21 protein-coding genes are annotated in these 19,924 nt (G+C 65.7%); 14 read left to right on the top strand and 7 right to left on the bottom strand.

What is annotated here, in order from left to right:
* The first annotated feature begins 105 nt into the window (after window positions 1-105).
* Both pyrE and RW112_RS06765 read left to right on the top strand, forming a co-directional pair.
* Entirely contained in the window at window positions 106-678 is a 573-nt protein-coding gene (gene pyrE / locus RW112_RS06770) for an orotate phosphoribosyltransferase (RefSeq protein WP_305943401.1), read from the top strand.
* Between the two features lie 132 nt (window positions 679-810).
* Window positions 811-1,629: a GAF and ANTAR domain-containing protein gene (locus tag RW112_RS06765; RefSeq protein WP_305943402.1), complete on the top strand. Its 819-nt coding sequence runs from the start codon at window positions 811-813 to the stop codon at window positions 1,627-1,629.
* A 49-nt stretch (window positions 1,630-1,678) separates the two neighbouring features.
* On the opposite strand, the gene RW112_RS06760 is transcribed toward RW112_RS06765, so the two are convergent.
* Complete coding sequence (locus RW112_RS06760; protein WP_317781028.1) at window positions 1,679-2,923, bottom strand: transposase family protein; 1,245 nt, start codon at window positions 2,921-2,923, stop codon at window positions 1,679-1,681.
* A 184-nt stretch (window positions 2,924-3,107) separates the two neighbouring features.
* Here RW112_RS06760 and RW112_RS06755 point away from each other — a divergent pair, with 184 nt between their 5' ends.
* Both RW112_RS06755 and RW112_RS06750 read left to right on the top strand, forming a co-directional pair.
* The gene (locus RW112_RS06755; protein WP_317781027.1) at window positions 3,108-3,701 is read left to right on the top strand and encodes a hypothetical protein; all 594 of its coding nucleotides are present in this window, start codon (window positions 3,108-3,110) and stop codon (window positions 3,699-3,701) included.
* A gap of 50 nt (window positions 3,702-3,751) precedes the next feature.
* Window positions 3,752-4,795 (top strand): thioesterase domain-containing protein, encoded by a 1,044-nt coding sequence (locus tag RW112_RS06750; protein ID WP_317781026.1) that lies wholly within the window; start codon window positions 3,752-3,754, stop codon window positions 4,793-4,795.
* Window positions 4,796-4,840: 45 nt separating this feature from the next.
* Here RW112_RS06750 and RW112_RS06745 read toward each other — a convergent pair whose 3' ends face one another.
* Window positions 4,841-5,671 (bottom strand): HAD-IIA family hydrolase, encoded by an 831-nt coding sequence (locus tag RW112_RS06745; protein WP_305943405.1) that lies wholly within the window; start codon window positions 5,669-5,671, stop codon window positions 4,841-4,843.
* Window positions 5,672-5,950: 279 nt separating this feature from the next.
* On the opposite strand from RW112_RS06745, the gene RW112_RS06740 reads away from it, so the two are divergent.
* From RW112_RS06740 to RW112_RS06720, 5 genes are all read left to right on the top strand, one after another.
* Window positions 5,951-6,916, top strand: a complete 966-nt coding sequence (locus RW112_RS06740; protein WP_317781025.1) for a hypothetical protein — start codon at window positions 5,951-5,953, stop codon at window positions 6,914-6,916.
* A gap of 20 nt (window positions 6,917-6,936) precedes the next feature.
* Window positions 6,937-7,620, top strand: coding sequence for a TrmH family RNA methyltransferase (locus tag RW112_RS06735; protein ID WP_411709868.1), 684 nt, complete (start codon window positions 6,937-6,939; stop codon window positions 7,618-7,620).
* A 131-nt stretch (window positions 7,621-7,751) separates the two neighbouring features.
* On the top strand, window positions 7,752-8,684 hold the full coding sequence (locus tag RW112_RS06730; protein WP_317781024.1) for a hypothetical protein: 933 nt from the start codon (window positions 7,752-7,754) through the stop codon (window positions 8,682-8,684).
* 193 nt (window positions 8,685-8,877) lie between these two features.
* Window positions 8,878-9,897: a class II fructose-bisphosphate aldolase gene (fbaA, locus tag RW112_RS06725; RefSeq protein ID WP_188811400.1), complete on the top strand. Its 1,020-nt coding sequence runs from the start codon at window positions 8,878-8,880 to the stop codon at window positions 9,895-9,897.
* A gap of 2 nt (window positions 9,898-9,899) precedes the next feature.
* Window positions 9,900-10,331, top strand: coding sequence for a DUF3151 domain-containing protein (locus tag RW112_RS06720; RefSeq protein WP_305943408.1), 432 nt, complete (start codon window positions 9,900-9,902; stop codon window positions 10,329-10,331).
* 63 nt (window positions 10,332-10,394) lie between these two features.
* Here RW112_RS06720 and RW112_RS06715 read toward each other — a convergent pair whose 3' ends face one another.
* Window positions 10,395-11,027, bottom strand: a complete 633-nt coding sequence (locus tag RW112_RS06715; RefSeq protein WP_317781023.1) for a uracil-DNA glycosylase — start codon at window positions 11,025-11,027, stop codon at window positions 10,395-10,397.
* A 325-nt stretch (window positions 11,028-11,352) separates the two neighbouring features.
* Between RW112_RS06715 and RW112_RS06710 the strand changes: the two genes are divergently transcribed.
* Together RW112_RS06710 and RW112_RS06705 are read left to right on the top strand one after the other, a co-directional pair.
* Window positions 11,353-12,417: a M14 family zinc carboxypeptidase gene (locus tag RW112_RS06710; RefSeq protein ID WP_317781022.1), complete on the top strand. Its 1,065-nt coding sequence runs from the start codon at window positions 11,353-11,355 to the stop codon at window positions 12,415-12,417.
* 249 nt (window positions 12,418-12,666) lie between these two features.
* Window positions 12,667-13,956 carry an adenylosuccinate synthase gene (locus tag RW112_RS06705; RefSeq protein ID WP_317781021.1) on the top strand — a complete coding sequence of 430 codons (1,290 nt, stop codon included), beginning with the start codon at window positions 12,667-12,669 and terminating at the stop codon, window positions 13,954-13,956.
* A gap of 86 nt (window positions 13,957-14,042) precedes the next feature.
* On the opposite strand, the gene RW112_RS06700 is transcribed toward RW112_RS06705, so the two are convergent.
* Window positions 14,043-14,234, bottom strand: a complete 192-nt coding sequence (locus tag RW112_RS06700; RefSeq protein WP_305943412.1) for a hypothetical protein — start codon at window positions 14,232-14,234, stop codon at window positions 14,043-14,045.
* A 253-nt stretch (window positions 14,235-14,487) separates the two neighbouring features.
* Here RW112_RS06700 and RW112_RS06695 point away from each other — a divergent pair, with 253 nt between their 5' ends.
* From RW112_RS06695 to RW112_RS06685, 3 genes are all read left to right on the top strand, one after another.
* Window positions 14,488-14,949: an Hpt domain-containing protein gene (locus tag RW112_RS06695; RefSeq protein WP_317781020.1), complete on the top strand. Its 462-nt coding sequence runs from the start codon at window positions 14,488-14,490 to the stop codon at window positions 14,947-14,949.
* A 429-nt stretch (window positions 14,950-15,378) separates the two neighbouring features.
* Window positions 15,379-15,933, top strand: a complete 555-nt coding sequence (locus RW112_RS06690) for a sigma-70 family RNA polymerase sigma factor (protein WP_317781570.1) — start codon at window positions 15,379-15,381, stop codon at window positions 15,931-15,933.
* A complete protein-coding gene (locus tag RW112_RS06685; RefSeq protein ID WP_317781019.1) occupies window positions 15,930-16,775 on the top strand; it encodes a hypothetical protein in 846 nt (281 codons plus the stop codon). The genes RW112_RS06690 and RW112_RS06685 overlap by 4 nt, the downstream gene beginning before the upstream one ends.
* Before the next feature lie 95 nt (window positions 16,776-16,870).
* On the opposite strand, the gene RW112_RS06680 is transcribed toward RW112_RS06685, so the two are convergent.
* The 3 genes from RW112_RS06680 to sfnG are packed head-to-tail and all read right to left on the bottom strand — an operon-like array spanning window position 16,871 to window position 19,919.
* The gene (locus tag RW112_RS06680; protein WP_317781018.1) at window positions 16,871-17,365 is read right to left on the bottom strand and encodes a CoA-binding protein; all 495 of its coding nucleotides are present in this window, start codon (window positions 17,363-17,365) and stop codon (window positions 16,871-16,873) included.
* A complete protein-coding gene (locus RW112_RS06675; RefSeq protein ID WP_317781017.1) occupies window positions 17,362-18,714 on the bottom strand; it encodes an O-acetylhomoserine aminocarboxypropyltransferase/cysteine synthase family protein in 1,353 nt (450 codons plus the stop codon). The genes RW112_RS06680 and RW112_RS06675 overlap by 4 nt, the downstream gene beginning before the upstream one ends.
* Window positions 18,714-19,919 carry a dimethylsulfone monooxygenase SfnG gene (sfnG, locus tag RW112_RS06670; protein ID WP_317781016.1) on the bottom strand — a complete coding sequence of 402 codons (1,206 nt, stop codon included), beginning with the start codon at window positions 19,917-19,919 and terminating at the stop codon, window positions 18,714-18,716. Before sfnG ends, RW112_RS06675 begins: the two co-directional genes overlap by 1 nt.
* Between the last annotated feature and the right edge of the window lie 5 nt (window positions 19,920-19,924).

Below are 19,924 nucleotides of genomic sequence, written 5' to 3'. Positions count from 1 at the left end.
CATAGAGTAGAAAGTCCCGTGGCCTTTCCCGGTCCGTTCTCCCGCCCGTTCCCCTGCGGCGGCAGGGACGACGTCACAAACTGCGGAGCCACTAAACTGGACCCCATGACTGCTCTGCTTGACGCTGCTGCCGCCCGTGCCCGCCTGCTTGAACTCATCAAGGAACTCGCCGTGGTGCGCGGCAAAGTGATCCTGTCCAGCGGAGCCGAGGCCGACTACTACATCGACCTCCGCCGCATTACGTTGCACCACGAGGCATCCAAGCTGGTGGGCCAGGTCATGCTCTCTCTGATTGACGACGCCGGCATCGACTTTGAGTGCGCCGGCGGACTCACCATGGGTGCCGACCCCGTGGGCACCGCCGTGATGCACGCCGCCGGGGACGCCGGCCGGACGGTGGACGCCTTCGTTGTCCGGAAGGCGCAGAAGTCCTACGGCATGGGCCGCCAGGTGGAAGGTCCCTCGGTGGAGGGCCGCAAGGTACTGGTGCTAGAGGACACGTCCACCACCGGCGGTTCCGCACTCACCGCCGTCGAGGGTGTCCGCAAGGCCGGCGGCAACGTTGTGGCCGTCGCCGTCATCGTGGACCGTGACACCGGCGCCAAGGAAAAGATCGAAGCCGAAACCGGCGTTCCGTATTTGTTCGCCTTCGGCAAGGACGAGCTCGGCCTGAGCTAGCTGGCAGGTGCCCGCCGCCGCTGCCGGCGGGCACGATTCAGCCTGAAGCTCATTCCGCTTGGCTGGCTGCGAGGCGTGACCCTACAATTTGTGTAGCTCAAATTCAAGTCACGCTCCTGGAGAGAACGCGCCATGCCTCCGTTGAACCCAGCCCCCACCACCGTCGACCAGATCCAGAACCTCATTCTGGAGAGCGCCGATTTCGAGGACTTCCTCAACGAACTGGCGCGCTTTTCCGCGCACCAGATGGCGGGCGACGGCGACGACGCACTCTGCGGCATCACCCTGCTCCGGGACCGCAAGGCCGCCACCATCGGCTGGAGCAGCGATTCGGCGCGCGAGGTGGACGAGATCCAGTACAGGCTGTCGCAGGGACCCTGCCTGACCGCCGCGCAGGAGGAACGGGAGGTCCATGTCCCGGACCTCTTCGAAGAGGACCGCTGGGGTCCCGACTACGCCAACGCTGTCGCTTCCCACGGGTTGCGTTCGGTGCTGTCGCTTCCCTTCAGCCTGCAGGGGGAAGCCAAGGCAGCGCTGAACCTCTACTCGGATGTCCCGCGCAAGTTTGACGACAAAGCGGCGGCCCGCGCCAGGGAGTACACCCGGGAGATTTCCCAGGCGCTCCGCCTGGCCGTCAGGTTTTCGTTGCACACGGACAGTGCCACCAACCTGCGCGCAACTCTGGAATCCCGGACCACCATCGACATTGCCATAGGCATCGTGATGGCGCAGAACCGCTGCAGCCAGGAGGCGGCCGTGCAGATCCTGACCGACGCGTCCAGCAACAGCAACGTCAAGCTGCGTGACATCGCCAAGTCGCTGGTGGATTCGGTTGGCGGGGCGGGCACCCGGACGCACTTCGAGGAGCCGGGGCAGGGCCAGGACCGCGGCCAGGACCGCGCTGAAGGCCGAAGCCGGAACCGCCGGGAAGGCCGAAGCCAGGCCGGATAACGGTATATCGGGTAAACAGTGGGCAAACCGCAGGCCCTGTTGCCTCACGTCAATGCCTCCGGGAACGTTGATTCGTTGCCTCAGATGAAAACCTCCGGCTGCCGTACTGGTTCCACTGCGTGTTTACGGCGGGTTTGGCGGGTGCGGGCTGTTTGGCGGTGGCGATGGTTTCGAGCCGGCCGGTGAGGGCAAGAATCTGTCGTGAGAGGGCGGCCGGTCGGATCTTCTTGTAGCAGGCGTTCATTCGGATCACGGGCATCCGTGCGAGGGCCGGGTCGGCTGCGGCGCGACGGTGCGGGGTCGCGGCCCGGTCATGGGTTTTGCTCACTTTGGCTCCGTGGCGGACCTTGGCGATGAGTTTTTGCTGGGGCAGCAGGTAGTTGGTGAAGATGCGGTCCAGCTCCCAGATCTCGTTGAGCAGCTCCAGCTCCGCAGCGGTGTCATAGCGAAGGTAGCCGACCAGCTCACGTACCCGGGACCAGTTCTTCTGCTCCACGTAGGCGCCGTCGTTCTTGTTGCCCGGACGGGACCGGGTGAAGGTGATGCGGTGCTGGATGCAGAACTCGAAGAGCTCGTTGTTGATGAACTCACTGCCGTTATCCGAGTCGATGCCGATGACGGGAAACGGGAAGACCGCCAGGACGTGCTGCAGGGCCGCAAAGACGTGCTTCTGAGCCTTGTTCGGCACGGACCGGTTCACGGTCCAGCCGGTCGCGATATCCGTGACCGTGAGTGTGAAGCAGAACTGGCCGGAACTGTTGGACCCGTCGTGGCCGACCAGATCGATCTCCACGAAACCCGGCGCCGCGTCGTCCCACTGGGCCCAGGTGCGAACCGGGATCTGGGACTTCAGCAGCGATCCGGGCTTGGTATGGGAGCGGCCATGCGGCAGGAGCTTCGCCCGCTGGCCCGTCAGCCGACGGTCGATGGTCGCGGCGCTCATGCGGGCGAGCAGCGCTGCCTGCCCGTCGGTGATGTCCAGGGCCTTCTCGGCCCGCAGCATCGGCACGAGATCCGGCAGCATCGGAGCCAGCAGCTTGCCCGCCGGGGCCCGCAGCACCGCCCAGCACAGCACGAGTCCGTCCTGCAGATCAGCCCCATAAACCGGTGCACGACCCGGCCTGACAGGCCGTGGCCGCGGCGGATCGAGCGCATGCCGTAACACCGCCCGGGCATGATCCCGGTGCCAGCCGGTCAGCTCGACCAGCTCATCCAGGATCCGCCCCTTCCTGGCCCGGTCGCCGGCCCGGTAGGACTCGGCCAGGTGCTTCGTGACAGCCTTGCGCTCACCCATCGTCAATCCCATCCCTCAAGGATGTCCGCGGCCAGACTCACCGGACCTTTTCCCATGAGGCAACGTCTCCGGCCATGCGGAGGTTTTTTATGAGTCAACTCGCAGGCTTGTGGCGCCGCCCCCCCGGAGGATACGCTGTCCAAGGTTGAGCCGTCGGCCATAGACACCCTTTTTTGGAGTACCTATGGACCGCAAACTTCATGCCCTCGTTAAGCTGGACGTCGCCGCCGATGTTGTTCGGATCGACATCCGGGGCAGCCTCAACCAGGATTCCCGACCCGCCTTGGTGCACGTCATCCGCCGTATCCGCCGCATGGGCATCACCGCCCACATCCGCGTGGATCTCTCCCGGGCCGCATTCGTGGAGTCGCCCGCCCTGGTGGGGCTGCGCAACGACCTCAACGCGATCGACGGCGGCGCCGCCGACGCCGGCATTTCGGCTGGATCCGGCGTTTCGCTCGAATTTATGCCGCGGCCGGTCGCCCCGGCCGCTGACGGTGAAGCGGGCGTGAAGACCGTGGAAATCACCGGGGAATTCGCGGCCTCCATCGACCCTTCGGGATGCGGACCCCTGGCCCAGTACTCCGACGACGAACTCCTCGCGGCCAGCGACTGCGTCTTCGGACTGCTGGACGATCCCGCCGCGATCGCCGGCTCAGAACTGCTGGGGCAGTACGACGCGATCGGGAGGGAACTTACCCGGCGGGAGAGTGCCAAGGCCACCCGGGCGGATTCCACGGACGCCCTGCCGGCAGTTCCGGCCGAGCCCGTGATCTAGCAGGTTTCGCGGGTTTCATATCCGGCTTCGGCTGTGGCTACGGTAGAGGTGTGCCGCAGGTCCAGGAGCCACCACAGCCTGAGGGCGGCCCCGGATCAGCCGAGGGCCGCCTCCTCAAGCATGCCGCCGAGCTCAAGAGATTTTCCCGGCGCAATTTCCTGATCGGGGCCGGCGCGGCCTCCCTGCTGGCCACCGACATGTTCTTCACCCGGCACGTCCAGCAGGAGCGCCGCACCAATAAGATCCTGACCCTCAGCGACGACTTCGCGGAGAGCTACTACCCGAACGCCAGCTGGATCCTGTTTCCCGGCTACAAGACCAGCTGGGAGGAGGCGCAGTGGATTCTCAACTCCCTGCGCGGTGCCCTGAACCAGCGCGGCCAGCTGGCCGCCGTCGGCTATTCCAACGAGGGGCTGGATATCGACCAGATCGTGATTTCGGTGATTGAACACGTCCGGGCGAAGCAGCTGACCAGTCTCTATTTCTACGGCCACAGCTTCGGCGGCATGGTGGCAACCCAGGTGGCCGCCCGCCTGCGCGAACTCCATGGCGTGGAAGTGGAATTCATCCTGCTGGACTCCAGCCCCTACAGCAAGTTCGATGTCCTGGACCAGAGCTGGTTCGAAGGCGTGGTGGTGCTTTACGAGGGAGGGTTCCGGGTTCCCACCGTGCTGCGCGGGGGGTACGAGCTCGGCGAGCGCATCGCGCACAAGGACGAACGGTCCTGGCGCCAGGTGGTTGACCAGAGCATGGAGCAGTTGTCCCCGATCGCCCCGTCCAGCGTCCTGATCCAGTCCGAGTCCGCCTACATCTATCACTTTGACGCCACCCGGTTCGCCGGCAAGCTGGGCGGCACACGGATGGCCTTCATCGGCAACCCCCGCGACGGCACCGTGAACTACCGGACCGCCCGGGAGTCGTGGGCGCAGACGTTTGAAGCCAACATGGTGTCCAACGACCGCCGGACCGATGACGCCCTGCCGGCGCACGCCAGCCCGCAGTGGAACCCGTTCGTCTACCGGCCCATCCTGCAGGACCTGCAGGACGAGATTTTCCCGTTGCCTTCCGGCGGACCCAGGATGACCGTCTACTGAGCCTGCTGCCTGCGCCCCGGTCCGCGGCCCGCGCCCGATCCTGCGCTAGATCTGGCTCTTGAGGTCAGCCACCGAGTTCAGGATCTGGTTGGGGCGGAAGGGGTAGGCCGCGATGTCGTCCTTGTGCGTGATCCCGCTGAGGACCAGCACCGTGTGCAGTCCCGCTTCCATGCCGGCGATGATGTCAGTATCCATCCGGTCGCCGATCATGGCGGTGGTCTCGGAGTGGGCATCGATCTGGTTCATGGCCGAGCGGAACATCATGGGGTTCGGCTTGCCCACAATATAGGGCTCCCGGCCAGTGGCCTTGGTGATCAGGGCCGCGATGGCTCCGGTGGCGGGCATGGGGCCGTCCTTCGACGGGCCGGTCGCATCCGGGTTGGTGGCAATGAACCGGGCACCGGCAAGGATCAGCCGGATGGCCATGGTGATGGCCTCAAAGGAGTAGGTGCGCGTTTCGCCAAGCACCACAAAGTCCGGGTTCTGGTCGGTGAGGATGAAGCCGGCCTCATGCAGCGCCGTCGTGAGTCCCGCCTCGCCGATGGTGTAGGCCCGGTTGCCGGATTCGGAACCGCGGACCTGGTCTTTCAGGAACTGTGCAGTGGCCAGGGCCGAGGTCCAGATGTTCTCCTCCGGGATTTCCAGGCCAGAGCTCTTCAGGCGCGCGGCGAGGTCGCGGGGCGTGAAGATGGAGTTGTTCGTGAGTACCAGGAAGCGCTTGGAGGTGTCCACCCAGCGCTGGATCAGTTCTGCTGCGCCGGGGATCGGCTGGTTTTCGTGGACCAGGACGCCGTCCATGTCGGTCAGCCAGCACTCGATCTCCTGGCCGCTTCGGTAAACCGCTGCCGATGAACGTACTTCGTCTGATTTTGCCATGTGATCCTCCAACGCTGATGGGCCGGTTCCGGGTCCCAGTCTGTCATTTATCGGGCGACGGAACATCCGGGGACCGAAGAATGACGGACTCGGCCGCGGCGTTCCCGGGCTGTCCCCTTCCGTTAGGCTCGTAGCTGGCGCCATCGTGCCAGCGGCCGTGGATCGGGGGATATCTGCGGCGGTTTGTTGTGCCGGCATGGGCCGGCAGGTCCCCGCCGCCGGACATCACCTGGCATCCGGGAACCACAGGATGCCTGCAAGCACCTGAAAGGGCCCCCCATGAGCAACAACCACGGCGCACCGCCGCCGCCCCGCTTCCAGCAGCCCTACCCCACGCAGGGTTTCCCGCCGGAGCCGCCGCCGCAGCAACCGCAGCCGCAGCCGCCGCGCAACAACAAGAACCTGGTCATTGTGCTGGGTGCCGTCGCCGCTGCCGTGGTCATTGCCTTGGTGGCCGTGTTCGTCTGGGTCATTCCGGCGTTCAGCAAACCGCAGGCAGGGGAGAACCCCGCACCGGTGGCGCCCTCGGAAGTTGCATCGGAAACGGCGGGGGAGAGCGCAGCCCCCGAGGCGTCCGCCACACCGTCGGAGGATGCAGGCTCGGACGACATGCCGGCCGGGGCCTTCCCGCTTCCGCAGGGGTGGGATGAACTGCAGGGCCCGGACAACATCCCGGCCGCCGACGACCCGCTTTTCAAGCGCTTTGTCACCGGGGAATCCTCCTTCACCTACCTGGGGTCGTGGAGTAGCGACGACACCTTCGGGATCACCACGGACCCGGTCACCGGCGCCCCCATGCAGCAGGTTGCCAAGGGCACGGAGGAACGTGACGGTGACGGCATCTCCACGGCCTTTGCCTTCTTCGCCGAGGCAGAGGAAGGCAAGTACGGCAAGGAGCCCGCAAAGGTCCAGGCCGCCATCAAGGACATCGAGGCAAAGCTCAAGGCCATCCCCGCCGCCGAACTGCCGCAGCACCTTGTGGGCCATAAATGTGCCAGCGATTTTGAGTCGTCGACGCCGGAAATCCGGGAGTTCCGCCGCGCGGCCGCCGTGGTGGTCCGCTTCACCTGCACCAACGCCGGGGGCGACGCCATCCGGGCCGTCAACCTGTTTACCGTGACCCCATGGGGCACGCCGCAGATGATGGGCGTCAGCGGACACGAGGGCTACTGGAGCGCCAACCCGGAGTTGCTGGAGAAAATCGGCAACTCCTACCGCGCCAACCGCTGGAAACTCGACGGCTGAGCCGCGGCTAAAGTTGAAGCGTGACTGACCCCGAGACCCCAGCCCTGCCCGTCCTCCCTCACGGTTCCCCCACGGGGGAAGACGCGGAACCAAAGGCGGAGGTCGGCGTCGGACCCTGGGAAGGCGAGCTTCCCGAAGGCGAGCACTGGGACCCGGACCTCCTGGCTGACGGGGACCGCCGCAACGTGGTGGACAAGTACCGCTACTGGAAGCACGAGGCCATCGTGGCGGACCTCGATTCGAAGCGCCACGAGTTCCACATCGCGATCGAAAACTGGCAGCACGACCTCAACATCGGCACCGTGGTGCGCACCGCCAACGCGTTCCTCGCCAAGGAAGTCCACATCATCGGTCGACGCCGGTGGAACCGCCGCGGGGCCATGGTCACGGACCGCTACCAGCACGTCCGCCACCACCCCACAGTGGAGGATTTCGTGGCGTGGGCGCAGGGGGAGGGGCTGGCGATCATCGGGATCGATATCTTCCCCGATTCCGTGCCGCTGGAAACCTACGACCTCCCGAAGAACTGCGTCCTGGTGTTCGGCCAGGAAGGTCCGGGCCTGACACCCGAGGTCCACGAGGCGGCCAAGGACACCCTGTCGATCGAGCAGTTCGGCTCCACCCGGTCCATCAACGCGGCGTCCGCGGCGGCCATCGCCATGCATGCGTGGATCCGGCGCCACGTGTTCAGCCAGCACGTCTAGCCCCCGCCGAGATGGCATTTCGCGGCAGTGTTTGCGCCCAACACTGCCGCGAAATGCCATCTCGGTGCCGCGCGGGGCGGCTGCCTGTGGATAACCCTCCGCGGCAGCCCCGGATCGTGAAGAATTCGGAGATGCACAGGGCCCCGCTTCCCGAACACCTGACCACCGGATCGTTCTCGCTTCGCATGTCTGACAAGGCCGGCGTCAGCAGGACGCGAACGGAGGCCAAAGACCTGGCCACAGTTTCCCGGGGCATCCGCGTCCACCTCGGATCTGAGGCCACAGGCGGCGCGGCACTGCGGGCCTACACGGAACTGGATGATTCGTCAGCCCTGACTCATGTGTCCGCCGCCCGGGTCTGGCGTGCTGCCCTGGCTTGGAGGCTGGAGGAGGACTGGCGGGTCCACGTGTCCCGTCGTCCCGGGTTCAGCATGCCCCGCCGGGTCAACGTGGTGGGGCACCTGTTGACCTTCCTTCCCGGCGAGCTTGTGGAGTACGACGGCGTGCGGCTCACCTCGCCTGCCCGGACCTGGTTGGACTTGGCTTCCATGGCCGGCGTGGATGAACTGGTTGTCGCGGGGGATTCCCTGGTCTGCTCCCATGGCTTGGAGTTCCCTGCGCCCCGCGAACCCCTCTGCACGGTGGCGGAGCTGCGCACCATGGTTGCGGGCCATCCCGGGATCAGGGGAATCCGTGCTGCCAGGACGGCATTGGAGCTGATCCGGGTCGGGGCCGATTCGCAGCCCGAAACCGTGATGCGGCTTGCCCTGGTCAGGGCCGGGCTGCCCGAGCCGGAACTGAACCACGTGGTGTGGGGCGTGCACGGCGCCCCGGTGCTGTGGCCCGATGCGGCCTACGTGGAGTGGCGAATCTCGATCCAGTACGACGGTGCCGGCCACGGCGGCGCGGAGCAGTACCGGCGGGACATTCGCCGCGAATCCCTGACGCGCGAGCAGGGCTGGCTGGAGGTGCGCGTGTCCAGAGACGACCTTACGGGCGGGGTCCCCGCCGTCGTGCGTAAAGTCCGGGCGGCGCTGGAAAGCCGCGGCTGGCGCCCGAGATGACAGATCGCGGCAGTCGCAGGGTCTGAAACTGCCGCGAAGTGCCACTTCGGCGCAGCGCGTGCAGGCAAAGTGTTACCCGGCCAGTGACCCGAAACCCTGCCCCCGCGCAGAAATGGCTAGGATGGGTGCTAGCCGACGAGGTTCACTCCAGGGTCAACACAACCCGTAGACGAAATTCACTTTAGGAGTCAGCATGCCCATTGCAACCCCAGAGATCTACTCCGAGATGATCGACCGCGCAAAGGCGGGCGGCTTCGCTTTCCCCGCCGTCAACGTCACGTCCTCGCAGACGCTGAACGCGGCCCTGCGTGGTTTCGCCGAAGCCGAGTCGGACGGCATCGTCCAGGTTTCCACCGGCGGTGCGGCCTACTGGTCCGGCGCCTCCACCAAGGACATGGTTGCCGGTTCCCTGGGCTTCGCGGCGTTCGCCCGTGAAGTGGCCAAGAACTACGGCGTCAACATCGCGCTGCACACCGACCACTGCCCCAAGGACAAGCTGGACGGCTTTGTCCTGCCCCTGCTGGCAGCTTCCGAGGCCGAGGTCAAGGCCGGACGCAACCCGATCTTCAACTCGCACATGTGGGACGGCTCCGCCGAGACCCTGCAGGAAAACCTGCGCATCGCCCGCGAACTGCTGGAGCGCACCGCTGCCGCCAAAATGATCCTCGAGGTCGAAATCGGCACGGTCGGCGGCGAGGAAGACGGCGTCGAGAACGAGATCAACGAGAAGCTCTACACCACCGTCGAAGACGCCCTGGCCACCATCGATGCCCTCGGCTCCGGCGAGAACGGCCGCTACATCACGGCCCTGACCTTCGGCAACGTGCACGGCGTGTACAAGCCCGGCGGCGTGAAGCTGCGCCCGGAGATCCTCAAGGACATCCAGGCCCAGGTCGGTGCGAAGATCGGCAAGGACAGCCCGTTCGACCTCGTGTTCCACGGCGGCTCCGGCTCCTCGGACCAGGAAATCGCTGACGCCGTTTCCTACGGCACCATCAAGATGAACATCGACACGGACACCCAGTACGCCTACACGCGTCCCGTGGCAGACCACATGTTCAAGAACTACGACGGCGTGCTGAAGGTCGACGGCGAGGTCGGCAACAAGAAGACCTACGACCCGCGCGTGTGGGGTGCTTCCGCTGAAGCCGGGCTGGCAGCCCGCGTGGTTGAGGCAACCAAGCAGCTCGGCTCGGCCGGAAAGACGTTCTAATCATGTCTGACGAGTTCCGCAGGAACCTGATGGGTCCGGAGCCCACGCTCCTGCCCGCGGAGCCCGAGATCTACCAGCACCTGGCGCTCGGCCAGGAGGCTGTGGATCTCGTGGCGAAGCACCCCACGTCCTCGCTCCTGTGGGCCATCCTGGCCGAGGAAGCATGGAACGAGGGCAGGACCATCGAGTCCTACGCCTACGCCCGTGTGGGCTACCACCGCGGCCTGGATTCGCTGCGGCGCAACGGCTGGCGCGGCGTGGGACCCATCCCGTGGGAACACGAGCCCAACCGCGGCTTCCTCCGCGCCCTGTACGCCCTGGGCCGTGCGTCCTCGGCCATCGGCGAGGCGGAGGAACCGGAGCGCGTTGAGAAGTTCCTCAATGACTCCGATCCCACGGCCAAGGCGGCCATCGAGGGTGAAAACCTCAACTGAGTTAACGACGGCGGCTCCCCACCTGCGAAGGGGGGGAGCCGCCGTCGTATGTTCCGGTGGTTGCTAGTTCGCCTTAGTGAGGCCGGTGCGGGCCATGGCGTCAGCGTAGGCAACGTGCATTTCGTCGAGGTACTGCTGCTGGCGGGCGGGAGTACCGGCGAACGCGCGGCCGCTGAGCGAGCGGACCTTGTAGGTCTTCAGGCCGCGGCGCCACAGCAGCGGCACCTCGGTCTTCAGGAGCAGCTGGGCCAGGCGGTTGGCCTCGGTGCCGTGGGCCACGATCACGGAGGCGCGGGGCACCAGCGCGAGGAACTTCAGCAGCGGTTTGAGGCCTGCCGAGATCTGGTCCGGGGTGAACTTGCCGTTGGGCTCGCCGGGGATGTGCCACGGGTGGACGTTCCAGGGCATCACGAATTCGGGCCGGAGGCCCAGCTTCCACTGCACGCCGAGCATGCGGGTGGCGGCCTCACTGTCGCCGGCGGTGATGAAACCGGATTCATCGGCGGTGCCGATGTTGGAATACAGGCTGATGATGCGGCACTCGTCGACGTCGTGCATGGGGTCCACGTAGGGGACCACAGTGTCCGGCTTAAGGCTCTGGAAGGTGTCGCACAGCTCGTTGACAGCTGCGACGTTGGGTTCGTAACGGCGGCTCAGAAGCTGCTCGCGGAAAGATTCAGTAGCCAGGGCTGTCATGTATTGCTGTGTCTCCTGCGGGGATCGGTGACGCTGCCACACCGAAAGCAGGCATGCCAATTACCGGGCACGCCAGATACGGAGTGGTTTGAAAATGTGGTGAGTGGACCGATTCCTGATCGATCTTTACCAGTCTATCAAGCTCCGCGAAACGAAACGCCGGGCCGGGGCCGCCGTCGGCGGCAGGGAGTTGACCGACCCAGAGGCATTCAGCTTTTGTCGAGTTGATTGACAGTATCCGTTGAGCTTGGTTGGCTGTTGTCACGGACCGCGATGGGGGACATGGCGGCCGGCCGCATCAACGCACTCGAAAGAGGTTTCGCCCGTGAGAAAAAACCTGTCAACTTTCAGGACCCTGGCCGTTACCGGCGCCCTGGCTCTGGCCGTGGTGGCGGCGCCTGTCCCGCTGGCCAATGCCGTTGGCGAAGGCCCCAACTATGACGGCAACGGCCAGGTCACCACTTCGAAGCTGGCCACGTACGACGAAATGGTCTCCTTCCTCAAAGACCAGGACGCCCGCCAGTCCGCCATGGAGCTGGAAGTCATCGGCCAGACGGTCAAGGGCCGGGACATCCACCTGGTGAAGTACATTTCGGACCCGGCCAAGCCCACCATCCTTTACCTCACTCAGCAGCACGGCAACGAGCAGCTCACCACCGAAGGTGCCTTGGAATTCGTGCGGCATCTGGGCACGGCCAAGTCAGGGGAGATTCTTGACGGCGTGAACATCCTGATCGTCCCCATGCTTAACGCGGACGGTGCCATGGGAGACGTGAACTTCCCGCTGGACGACTACCAGGCCAAGGGCGACCGCAACCTCACCCGCTACAACGCCGAGGGGGTGGACCTGAACCGCGACCACGTAGCCAAGGTCCAGCCCGAGACCCGGGCGCTTCATGAGAATGTGATGCGCAAGTACGGGATCGACTACATGATCGACCTGCACCACCAGGGGACCCGCAGCGAACGCGACGGGGAGCTGGTGTCCGGCTCCATCCTGTACCCCACCACCCCCAACGCCGATCCGGCCGTCGTCGAGAAGTCCAAGCAGCTGGGGGCCGTGGTGTTCGACAATGTGGACTCCACGGGCTGGGGCCACCTCGGCAAGTACGTGGGCGGCAGCGCCGAGACCATCAGCCGCAACGGCATCGCCGTGGAGTACGGGATAGCCACCCTGCTCTTTGAAATGCGGGGCATGTCGGACCATTACCTGGACGGCTACGCCCTCGGCCTTCGCAGCAACGGCTACCTGATCAAGCAGACGGTGACCACGCTGACGTCCACTGCGGCTGCCATCGCTGACGGTTCAATCGCCGACGCCGACACCTCCTTCTGGGACACCCTCGACACCCAGACCTCCCGCCCGGGCGAGGAAGCCGACGACGAGTAGGGGCGCCTGCGTCAGGCCGCCGCGGTCCTTTACTTCGTGCGAAGGGCCGCGGCGGGCCATCAACTGGGCAAAGTCTGTCATCGGCTAAACTTGGGTGGTAAGAGCCCCGGAACTCTTGCGTCGCTGCGCTGCCCCGCGGACCAGCGAAGGCCGGTACGTTCGGGGCATTCTCATGAACGGCGCTGTCCCCTGGCGGGTCACCTTGGTGAACCGGCTGCGGTCCGGCCCGAACGAATGGGGGAGGATCCCATGCCAGCAATCGTGATCGTCGGAGCCCAGTGGGGCGACGAAGGCAAAGGTAAAGCCACTGACCTGCTTGGCGGCCGCGTGGACTACGTGGTCAAGCCGAACGGCGGCAACAACGCCGGGCACACCGTCGTCGTAGGCGGTGAGAAGTATGAGCTCAAGCTCCTTCCGGCCGGCATCCTGAGCCCGAACGCTGTTCCAATCATCGGTAACGGCTGCGTGGTGAACCTCGAAGCCCTGTTCCAGGAGATCGACGGCCTCGAAGCCCGCGGCGCGGACACCTCCAAGCTCCGTGTTTCCGCCAACGCCCACCTCGTGGCGCCCTACCACCAGGTGCTGGACAAGGTCACCGAGCGGTTCCTGGGCAGCCGCGCCATCGGCACCACGGGCCGCGGCATCGGCCCGGCCTACATGGACAAGGTGGCCCGCCTCGGCATCCGCGTCCAGGACGTCTTTGACGAGTCCATCCTCCGCCAGAAGGTTGAGGGCTCGCTGCGCCAGAAGAACGAACTCCTCGTCAAGGTGTACAACCGCCGCGACATCGAGGTGGAGGAGATCGTCAGCTACTTCCTGTCGTTCGCCGAACGCCTGCGCCCGCTGGTCATCGACAGCACCTTCGTGCTGAACAAGGCGCTGGACGAGGGCAAGGTGGTCCTCATGGAGGGCGGCCAGGCAACGTTCCTCGACGTCGACCACGGCACCTACCCGTTTGTGACGTCCTCGAACCCGACCGCCGGGGGCGCCTCGGTGGGCTCCGGCATCGGCCCCACCCGCATCTCGCGCTCCATCGGCATCATCAAGGCGTACACCACGCGTGTTGGCGCCGGGCCGTTCCCCACGGAACTGTTCGATGAGATGGGCATGTACCTGCAGAAGACCGGCGGCGAGTTCGGCGTCAACACCGGCCGTCCGCGCCGCTGCGGCTGGTACGACGCCGTGCTGGCACGCCACGCCTCCCGCGTCAACGGCTTCACGGACTACTTCGTCACCAAGCTGGATGTGCTGACCGGCATCGAACAGATCCCGGTCTGCGTGGCCTACGACGTGGACGGCGTCCGGCACGACGAAATGCCCATGACCCAGACCGAGTTCCACCACGCCAAGCCCATCTTCGAGTACTTCGAGGGCTGGACCGAGGACATCACCGGTGCTCGCACCCTGGAAGACCTCCCGGAGAACGCACGCAACTACGTGCTTGCCCTGGAGAAGCTGTCCGGCACGCGTTTCTCGGCGATCGGCGTCGGTCCGGACCGCGACCAGACGATCGTGGTCAACGACCTGATCCTGGACTGAAACTGACTGACGCTCATTGACGTCCGACGGCGGCGGGTCACCTGGAAAGGTGGCCCGCCGCCGTCGTCGTTAAGGGATATTGCCGGCTAGCCGGCGGACTGCTTGTTTCGGGTTTGCAGCAGGTGCTGCTGCAGTTTCGCCTCGGCATCCCGCCGCCTGCGGGCCTGCTCGCGCATGGCCCGGGTCGCGGCGGAACCCTGGGGATTGATCAGTCCGGTCACATGTTTGGGGGTCGCTGCCGGACCGGCGGCAGGGACGGCCATCACTTCCTCGCTCATGCGGGTATCCTGACACCCCTTGACGCTGCGCGTAACCCCCGGCACCGGAGCGTTACAGGATCGGGACCTGCAGGGCCGCCACGGGACTGGTACGTAGTGGCACTCCTGATACAGGTGGTAGCGGGTGTTATTCAGGTACCGCCCACTCGTGACCGGCCGTTCCCCGCTACCTATGTTGGAGTTACCGGCACCTCGCCTGGAGTGGGGCTCCCACAGGGGAGTCCTCGACGCGCTAACGGGAGGGATGGACATCATGGTTCTCAGCTTGAAGTCACAAAAGAACAAGTCCGGTCCCGGGTCAGGGCCGGCGGACCGGACCGAAGCGCCGGATCAGGGACCGCGCCGATACCGGGCGCGGATCAATCGGGAACCGGTCCTTGACCGGATGCGCGTGCAGGAGCTTGCCGGGGGCGTCCACTCCCAGAGCCGGCTCCTTGAATTCCTGGACGTGTTCCTGGTCCTGCTCCCGTCCAGGGTCAAGAACGTGGTTTCCGCGCTGGACAGCGGGGACGTCGAGGCTGCAAGTGCCGCAGCCCAAAGCCTGGCATCGTCGGCTGCAATGGCGGGGGCCTCCCGGCTCGAGCTGGTTGCCTGGCTCGTGGACAACGATCTCCGGATGGACCGGATGGACCGGGCGCGCGAGACGGCCCGGCGCCTTGGCCCGGACGCCGACGAGCTGGCATCAGCCCTGTCCCGCCTGCTGACGGGTTGCTGAGGGGCTGCTCACGGGCCTCCTGGCGACCGGCATTGGCTGGCCCTCCAGCGGTTTCCGCACCCCTGAATAGGGCCCCGGAACGGCGCCAAAAACTTTTTTGAAAGTTTTTTGGATTCCGCGTAACCCTCAGCAGTGCCGTGGCGATTACCACTATGAAAGCGCCGGGTACGAAGTTGTCCCCCATCAGGTTCGAACCTGGCGCTTGACTGCAAAAAGAGAGCCGGGCTGGAACTGTCCCCCATCATGTTCCAGCCCGGCCCTTTTTTGTCCGAAGCCGGTTCAGCAGACAGCCGGCTCAGGAGTGCGCGGTCTCCGATGATGTTTCCCTGTGGTTACCAAGGGTAAAGTTATGGAGCGGGTTCCACCCAGCCGCCACATGATGGCCATACAATGATGTAGCCATCCCCCTTGAACGAAAGCCACACGTCCGTGACCGAAGCACTGACCGACGATGCATTGCGGGCCCTCAAAGGCCGCGATGGTGAGTTGTTCAATCTGGTCTATCGGAGCTATGCGTCGCAGGTGCTGGGATACCTGACCGCCCGCGGCGTCGAGGACCCGGAGGCCACCATGCAGGATGTCTTCCTGGCGGTGCTGCCCCGGATAGACACCATCAGCGGCGGCGCCAGCGGACTGCGCACCTTTCTGTTCTCGGTGGCCCACGCACGGATGGTGGACGATCACCGAAGGCAAAGCCGGACGCCGCCGAAACAACCTTTCGAACCGGAGTTTGACCGGAGGGAATCCGCCTCGGCGGAAGCCGCGGCCATGTTGTTGGTGGCGCCGGGGGAAGTGCTGGCACTGCTGGACGTCCTGGGCGAGGATCAAAAGGAGGTCCTGACCCTTCGGATCATTGCAGATCTCACCGTGGAGCAGGTGGCCGAAATTATGGGGAAGAGCGCCGGGGCCGTCAAACAGCTTCAGCGACGTGCTTTGGACAGACTCCGTGAACATTCGGCCGTAAAGGACTACGTAGCGCCATGACAACCAGGGATGACTGTTCTGGTGGAACCGTTGACCGGCTTCTGATCGACGCCGGCCACACGGACGTGCCCGAGCTCAGGGCCGCGCTCCTGTCCATAGCATCGCTGGCGCAAATGCAGGTTCCTGCTCCCGGCCCTGAACTGGCGGCCATGCTGGCCGGGCCGCAGGACGAACTGACCAGGAAGCGTTGGCTGCGCCAGTACCGTCCGGCAATCGTGGGACTGGCCGTCCTTGCCGGCATGGGCCTCGGGGTCAGCGGCGTCGCCGCCACCGGCCAGGTATCGGAGGGCGGCCCGGGGCTGTGGTCCATCCAGGAGCTGACCACGGACTGGACGCCGGGCTGGACGCTTCCGCTTGCGCCCGCAGGTTCGGACCCGGACGGACGGTTGGCATGGGTCTCACCACTCTTCCTGCAGCTCGATGAGGCTCTTCCTTCAGCCGAGGACCTGGCTGCCGGTCCGGATACCCTCCCGGCCGGTCCGGGTAACGCCAACGGCCAGGCAGCGGCGACGGGAGCGGACGGTCAGCTACTTCCGCCGGCCAAGGGACCTGACTGGGCACCCGGGGCCGCTTCAGGCAACGGCAAAGCGGGCAGGCCGGATGCTGAAATTTCCGGTGCAGGCAGGGCCGAATCCGCACCGGAGGAGCTATCAGGACCGGACTCCCGGGACCAGCCCGGCGAGCACTCTGACCAGGCCAGCCAGTCGCCGGAGGAAAACAGCACCGAGGACCGGGGACAGAAGAACCGGAAGACGGACGAATCCGGCGAGGGGCTGCTCGACTCCGCTGTGGATTCCGTGGTCGAACCCGTCAGCAGCTGGCTAAGGAAGTTCCGGCCGTAGCCCGGGCCGCCCTCATTCTGCGATCTTGCGCGAACGGACACTTGACGCCCCGGCCGGGGCCCCAAGTGTCCGTTCGCGCTTAGATCACGCTTTGGTCAGGCCAGGACCTGCCGCTTTGAGGAAATAACTCCTGTGTCGAAGCCGGCAAGGTGGAGGCCGCCGTGGAAGCGTGCGTGCTCGATCTTGACGCAGCGGTCCATCACGACGTCGAGCCCGGCGGCTTCGGCCTCTTTGGCCACGTCCTCGTGCCATGAGCCCAGCTGCAGCCAGATGGTCTTGGCACCGGCCGCGACGGCTTCGTCCAGGACGCCCGGGAGGTCGTCGTGTTTGCGGAACACATCCACGATGTCCGGGCTTTCGGGAAGGTCGGCCAGGGAGGCGTAGGTAGGCTGGCCAAGGATCTCCTTAACAACGGGGTTCACGAAGTACACCTTGTACCGGGTGGAGGACTGCAGGTACGTGGCCACGAAGTAGCTGGCCCGCGAGGGTTTATCCGAGGCGCCCACAATGGCAATCGACTTCGCCTGCCGGAGCAGGTTCAGCCGTTCCGGAGCAGAGGGGCCTTCCCAGGTGCGGCCTACCGTGCTCATGCGCGTGCTCCAATCGTGCAGGCGTCTGCAGGTTCTTCGAGGACGACGGCGTCATCCGCCGCCGCGTTCTGCGCTTCGGTGAGCGCCTGGTCCAGGTCCCACAGGATGTCGTCGATGTCCTCCAGGCCCACGGAGATGCGGACCAGGTCTTCCGGAACTCCGGCGGACTCGAGCTGGGCCGGGCTCAGCTGCTGGTGGGTGGTGGAGCCGGGGTGGATCACGAGGGTCCGTGAATCGCCCACGTTGGCCAGGTGCGAGGCCAGCTGGAGCGACTCGATGAACTTCTGGCCGGCGGCGCGGCCGCCCTTCACCCCGAAGGAGAACACGGAACCGGGGCCCAGGGGCAGGTACTTCTGCGCCCGCTCAAAGTGCGGGTGCGAGGGCAGCCCGGAGAAGTTCACGTACGCCACGCGCTCGTCCGCCTCAAGCCATTCGGCCACGGCCTGGGCGTTCCTGAGGTGCTCGTCCAGGCGCTGGGGAAGGGTTTCCACGCCCTGCAAAAGCTGGAACGCGGACTGCGGAGAGAGAGCCGGGCCGATGTCCCGCAACTGCTCGCAGCGGAGCTTGGTCAGGAAGCCGTACTCGCCGAAGTTGCCCCACCAGGAGACGTTGCCGTAGGAGGCCACGGGCTCGGTCATGGTGGGGAACTTGCCGTTGCCCCAGTTGAAGCGGCCGCTTTCGACAATCACGCCGCCGAGGGTGGTGCCGTGTCCGCCCAGGAACTTAGTGGCGGAGTGGATCACAATGTCCGCCCCGTGTTCGATCGGCCGCACGAGGTAGGGCGTGCTCAAGGTGGCGTCCACCACGAGGGGGATGCCGGCGTCGTGCGCCACCTTTGCCAGGGCCGCAAGGTCCTGGACTTCCGACGACGGGTTGGCCACCACCTCAACGAAGATGGCCTTGGTGTTCTCCCGGACCGCAGCGGCGTAGTCCGCGGGATCGGTGCCGGGCACGAACGTGGTGTCAACGCCGAACCGGCGCAGCGTGACGTCCAGCTGGGTGACCGTGCCACCGTACAGCTGGGAGGCCGCCACGATGTGGTCCCCGGCCTGGGTCAGCGCGGCGAACGTGATGAACTCCGCCGCCATGCCCGACGACGTCGCTACAGCGCCGATCCCGCCGTCGAGGGAGGCGATGCGCTCCTCGAATGCCGCCACCGTGGGGTTGCCAATGCGCGAGTAGATGTTGCCGTACTTCTGCAGGGCGAAAAGGTTGGCGGCGTCCTGGGTGTCCTTGAAGACGAAGGACGTGGTCTGGTAGATCGGGACGGCCCGGGCGCCGTGCTCCGCGTCGGGCGTTCCGCCGGCGTGGAGGGCGCGGGTGCGGAAACCGAACTTGCGGTCGGCCATCAGGCGTTCACCAGGCCGGCTGCGGGTGCCGAGGCGACGGGCGTGCCGGAAAGGTCCAGCTCAGTGCCGTTCCTGCGGGCGAGGTCCGCCTCAAGCTCGCGGACAATCGGCAGGATGTCCTGGCCGAACGCCGCCACTTCCTCCTGGAAATGCAGGTAGCCGGTGAGGAACAGGTTCACGCCGATCTTCTTGTATTCGACGATCCGCTCGGCGATCTGCTCCGGGGTGCCGATCAGCTGGGTCTTGAAGCCGTCGTTGTACTGGACCAGGTCTTCGAAGGTCGAGTCCGCCCACATGCCCTTGCCGTCCTTCGTGGACGCTCCGGCTTCCTGCGCGGCGTCGCGGAAGCCCTGGACTGCCGGCTTGTGTGCCTTCTCCACGATTTCGCGGAGGGTGTCGCGGGCTTCCTTTTCGGAATCGCGGGCGATCACGAAGCCGTTCAGGCCGAAGTGCGGCGCCGCGAGGGCGCCGTCGGTGCCGCGGCCGGTGGCCTCAGAAGCTGCCACCACCCCTGCAATGTTTTCCTTGAAGCCCTCAAGGTCCTTGCCGTTGGAGAAGTACCAGTCCGCCACCCGGCCGGCCGTGGCCTGGGCCGCGGTGGAGTTGCCGCCGAAGAAGATCTCCGGGTGCGCGCGGCCCGGAACATCCACCGGCGCCGGGTTCAGCGTGAAGTCGGTGATGTTGTAGTACTTGCCGGACTGGCTGTATTCCTGCTCGGTCCAGAGGCCACGGAGCACCTTGATGAATTCCTCGGTGCGGACGTAGCGTTCGTCGTGCTCGAGCCATTCGAGGCCGAAGTTGGTGAACTCGTTCTTGAGCCAGCCGGAGACGATATTGACGGCGGCGCGGCCGTTGGAGATGTGGTCCGCGGTGATGATGTACTTGGCCAGCACGCCCGGGTGCCACATGCCCGGGTGGACCGCCGAAATGAGCTTCAGCCGCTCGGTGGCCGCCAGCAGCGCCAGGCTGAAGGACGTGGCCTCGTGCTGCTTGTCGGCACCGTAGGAGGCGGCGTAGCGGGTCTGCGTCAGGGCGTACTCGAAGCCGGAGTTCTCGGCGATCCGTGCAAGCTTCTTGTTGTAGTCGAAGTCCCAGCCGGTGCGCTGTTCGATCGTGGAGACCACCAGGCCGCCGGAAACGTTCGGCACCCAGTAGGCGAACTTGAGCGGCTCGGAAAGACGGGCAACGCTGCTGATGTCGTTCATGTTTG

It is taken from the genome of Arthrobacter sp. B10-11, assembly GCF_033142195.1.
GTDB classification, from domain to species: domain Bacteria; phylum Actinomycetota; class Actinomycetes; order Actinomycetales; family Micrococcaceae; genus Arthrobacter; species Arthrobacter oryzae_C.
Note: the sequence above shows the minus strand (reverse complement) of the source record. Positions and strands in the feature narration are given on the sequence as shown.

Excerpts from the sequence above, each read along its gene's own strand:
- RW112_RS06685 (WP_317781019.1), top strand. The coding sequence starts at position 15,930 with ATGACAACCAGGGATGACTGTTCTGGTGGAACCGTTGACCGGCTTCTG.
- RW112_RS06705 (WP_317781021.1), top strand. The coding sequence starts at position 12,667 with ATGCCAGCAATCGTGATCGTCGGAGCCCAGTGGGGCGACGAAGGCAAA.
- RW112_RS06675 (WP_317781017.1), bottom strand. The coding sequence starts at position 18,714 with ATGGCCGACCGCAAGTTCGGTTTCCGCACCCGCGCCCTCCACGCCGGC.
- fbaA (WP_188811400.1), top strand. The coding sequence starts at position 8,878 with ATGCCCATTGCAACCCCAGAGATCTACTCCGAGATGATCGACCGCGCA.
- RW112_RS06680 (WP_317781018.1), bottom strand. The coding sequence starts at position 17,365 with ATGAGCACGGTAGGCCGCACCTGGGAAGGCCCCTCTGCTCCGGAACGG.
- RW112_RS06745 (WP_305943405.1), bottom strand. The coding sequence starts at position 5,671 with ATGGCAAAATCAGACGAAGTACGTTCATCGGCAGCGGTTTACCGAAGC.
- RW112_RS06765 (WP_305943402.1), top strand. The coding sequence starts at position 811 with ATGCCTCCGTTGAACCCAGCCCCCACCACCGTCGACCAGATCCAGAAC.
- sfnG (WP_317781016.1), bottom strand. The coding sequence starts at position 19,919 with ATGAACGACATCAGCAGCGTTGCCCGTCTTTCCGAGCCGCTCAAGTTC.
- RW112_RS06730 (WP_317781024.1), top strand. The coding sequence starts at position 7,752 with ATGCACAGGGCCCCGCTTCCCGAACACCTGACCACCGGATCGTTCTCG.
- RW112_RS06755 (WP_317781027.1), top strand. The coding sequence starts at position 3,108 with ATGGACCGCAAACTTCATGCCCTCGTTAAGCTGGACGTCGCCGCCGAT.
- pyrE (WP_305943401.1), top strand. The coding sequence starts at position 106 with ATGACTGCTCTGCTTGACGCTGCTGCCGCCCGTGCCCGCCTGCTTGAA.
- RW112_RS06700 (WP_305943412.1), bottom strand. The coding sequence starts at position 14,234 with ATGAGCGAGGAAGTGATGGCCGTCCCTGCCGCCGGTCCGGCAGCGACC.
- RW112_RS06695 (WP_317781020.1), top strand. The coding sequence starts at position 14,488 with ATGGTTCTCAGCTTGAAGTCACAAAAGAACAAGTCCGGTCCCGGGTCA.
- RW112_RS06720 (WP_305943408.1), top strand. The coding sequence starts at position 9,900 with ATGTCTGACGAGTTCCGCAGGAACCTGATGGGTCCGGAGCCCACGCTC.
- RW112_RS06760 (WP_317781028.1), bottom strand. The coding sequence starts at position 2,923 with ATGGGTGAGCGCAAGGCTGTCACGAAGCACCTGGCCGAGTCCTACCGG.
- RW112_RS06715 (WP_317781023.1), bottom strand. The coding sequence starts at position 11,027 with ATGACAGCCCTGGCTACTGAATCTTTCCGCGAGCAGCTTCTGAGCCGC.
- RW112_RS06740 (WP_317781025.1), top strand. The coding sequence starts at position 5,951 with ATGAGCAACAACCACGGCGCACCGCCGCCGCCCCGCTTCCAGCAGCCC.